We start from the raw sequence: 2,593 nt of genomic DNA, 5'->3' as shown, positions 1-2,593 counted from the left end.
AATGGGCATTTTTTTATTTTATTTAATGTATATTAATGATTTACAAAAAAGCGAAAATTTAATATAATTAAAATATTATGTATAAATTCAAGATAGGTGTTGACTTGACACGTATTTCTAGATTTGAAAATAAAAATATTTTTTTTATTAATAGAATTCTTTCAAAAGAAGAAATTAAAGAGTTTGAAAAATTAAATAATGAAAAAGAAAAATCTATATTTTTAGCTAGATCTTGAGCAATTAAAGAAGCTATTTTTAAATCAGATAATAAATACTTTGAATTTAATAAAATAAATTTATACAAAAGAAATAAACGATGACACTTTAAAAATTTTAAGATTTCTATATCTTATGAAGATGATTATATAGTGGCATTTGTTGTTGGATAAAGGAATGTTATGAAAAAATTTTTTATCGATTCTAGAATTAAGTTATTATTTACTTTCCCAATATGAATAATTAGATTTATTAAAATAAATTCATTGAATAGGAAATACAGTAAAACACCAGAATTAATTACTAAAGAACAAAGATATAAATATATATTAAAATTAAGTAAAAAGATTTTGAATTTATATAATATTGATTTAACTGTTAATGGGTTAGAAAATTTACCTAATAAAGGTGGTGTTATTTTAACACCAAACCATAAATCTTATTTAGATGCATTAGCAATGATTGTGGCTTTAGAACAAACTAATCAAGAGTTTATTGATAATTTTAGAATTCCTACTTTTGTTGGAAAAAAAGAATTAAAAAAACAAAAAACTATTTATAAGGCTATGAATTTAATTGATTCATTTTTTATAGATAGGGGAAGTATTAAAGATTCTTTAAATACAATGAAGGATTTTTCAGAATTTATAAAAATAAATAAAACATATGGAGTTGTATTCCCAGAAGGAACAAGAATTAAACAAGAAGAATTAGGTGAATTCAGTTCTGGAGTATTCAAATTTGCTATAAATTCTTATGTAGATATTATACCTGTATCTATTAAAAACACTCTTGATTCATATTCCTTAAAAAGAAAATCAAGAAAAGAAGTTATTGTTTCTTTTTTACAACCACATAAAGCAAAAAATAATATAACAAAAGATCCAAATGCCATTTCTAATCAAATAAAACAAGAAATTACAAAGGATTTAGGAATAAATGGGTAAACTAAATTTAAACTATACATATGAACATACATTTAAATTAAATGATTTTAATGGTCCATTAGATTTATTATTAGAATTAATTAAAAATAAGAAAATTCATATAAAAGATGTTAATTTAATAGAACTAGCAACTCAATATATTCAAATAATAGACGAAATAAAAGAAATGGAAATAGATATAGCTGGTGAATATTTAGTAATGGCTGCTACATTAATCAATTTAAAAACTAAAATGATGTTGCAAGAACCTGGTGAAATAAATGAAGAAATAGAAGAAGAGAAAAAGTTATTTATTCAAGACTTAATTGAGTATGAACATTTTAAAAAAATTCGTGAAGCATTAAAAACATTTCAGAATGATAGAAACGATATATTTATAAAAAAACCAAGCAGTTATGATGAATATATTGTAGATGAAGATAACTCAAAATTAGACGGTCATTCTTCTCCATTAAAACTTATTAATGTTCTTAGAAAAATGTTTGAAAGAGTTTATGCTCAAAATCTAAGACAAACAAAAATTGAAAAATTTAATTTAACACCATCTGACCAATTTCCTTTCATTATAGAACTTTTAAAAAATAACGAAATTGTTACTTTTGAAATGGTATTTAATCAACCTTCATTAAATCATTTTGCTATAACACTAATAGCATTACTAGATTTATCAAGACAACAAATTTTAAAAATTAAACAAGAAGGTGAATATGGTGATATAACAATAACAAAAGGAGAAAATTTTAATGAAAGAAACTCATAAAGTTTTAGAAGCTATTCTGAACATCGAAGGTGAAAATGGTCTGAATTTAGAACAAGTTAAAAATTTATTCGATCTACAAACAACACAAGAAGCAAAAAAACTGCTAATGGATTTCCATAAAGAATATAACGAATTAGACCATGGACTAAAAGTTGTTAATTTTAATGACGTTTACAAGTTAGCAACTAGAGAATCAATTAAAAAATATATTGTTAAGTTCATTACTGTAAATAAACCACAAAGATTGTCAAATGCTGCAATAGAAGTGGCAGGGATTATAGCTTATAAACAACCAATAACAAGAGGACAAATTAATAAAGTTAGGGGAGCAGCATCTGACCAAGTTATTAATACCCTTTTAATTAAAGGTGTTATTGAAGAAGTGGGAATTTCTCCAACACCAGGTAGACCAGTTTTATATGGTATTACAAATAAGTTTTATGACCATTTTAAAATATCTTCATTACGAGATTTACCTAAAATGAATGATTTTAATTACATAGATGGTGTAGAAAATGAAACAAATGATTTTGATTTATTCTCAAGCCAAAGAGAAATAGATAATTAACGCTTAAATAAACATGGACACAAAAAATTAACATTTTTGTAAATTATAACATCATAGCTGTTTGCTGTGGTGTTTTTCATTCTAAATTTGATTGAATTCTTT

At 23.3% G+C, this 2,593-nt stretch carries 4 protein-coding genes; all 4 read left to right on the top strand.

The genetic code is table 4. The features are described from left to right. The first annotated feature begins 77 nt into the window (after nt 1–77). The 4 genes from T405_RS03525 to scpB are packed head-to-tail and all read left to right on the top strand — an operon-like array spanning nt 78 to nt 2,491. Entirely contained in the window at nt 78–389 is a 312-nt protein-coding gene (locus T405_RS03525; protein WP_036431352.1) for a 4'-phosphopantetheinyl transferase superfamily protein, read from the top strand. 9 nt (nt 390–398) lie between these two features. After that, nucleotides 399–1,163 carry a lysophospholipid acyltransferase family protein gene (locus T405_RS03520; protein ID WP_036431349.1) on the top strand — a complete coding sequence of 255 codons (765 nt, stop codon included), beginning with the start codon at nt 399–401 and terminating at the stop codon, nt 1,161–1,163. Then, a complete protein-coding gene (locus tag T405_RS03515; RefSeq protein WP_036431346.1) occupies nt 1,156–1,923 on the top strand; it encodes a segregation/condensation protein A in 768 nt (255 codons plus the stop codon). Before T405_RS03520 ends, T405_RS03515 begins: the two co-directional genes overlap by 8 nt. Next, nucleotides 1,907–2,491 (top strand): SMC-Scp complex subunit ScpB, encoded by a 585-nt coding sequence (gene scpB / locus T405_RS03510; RefSeq protein ID WP_036431344.1) that lies wholly within the window; start codon nt 1,907–1,909, stop codon nt 2,489–2,491. Before T405_RS03515 ends, scpB begins: the two co-directional genes overlap by 17 nt. Nucleotides 2,492–2,593: the final 102 nt, after the last annotated feature.

Origin of the sequence: Mycoplasmopsis felis ATCC 23391 (assembly GCF_000701865.1) — a bacterium.
GTDB classification, from domain to species: Bacteria; Bacillota_I; Bacilli_A; order Mycoplasmatales; family Metamycoplasmataceae; genus Mycoplasmopsis; species Mycoplasmopsis felis.
This window is presented reverse-complemented; position numbering and strand designations above follow the sequence as displayed.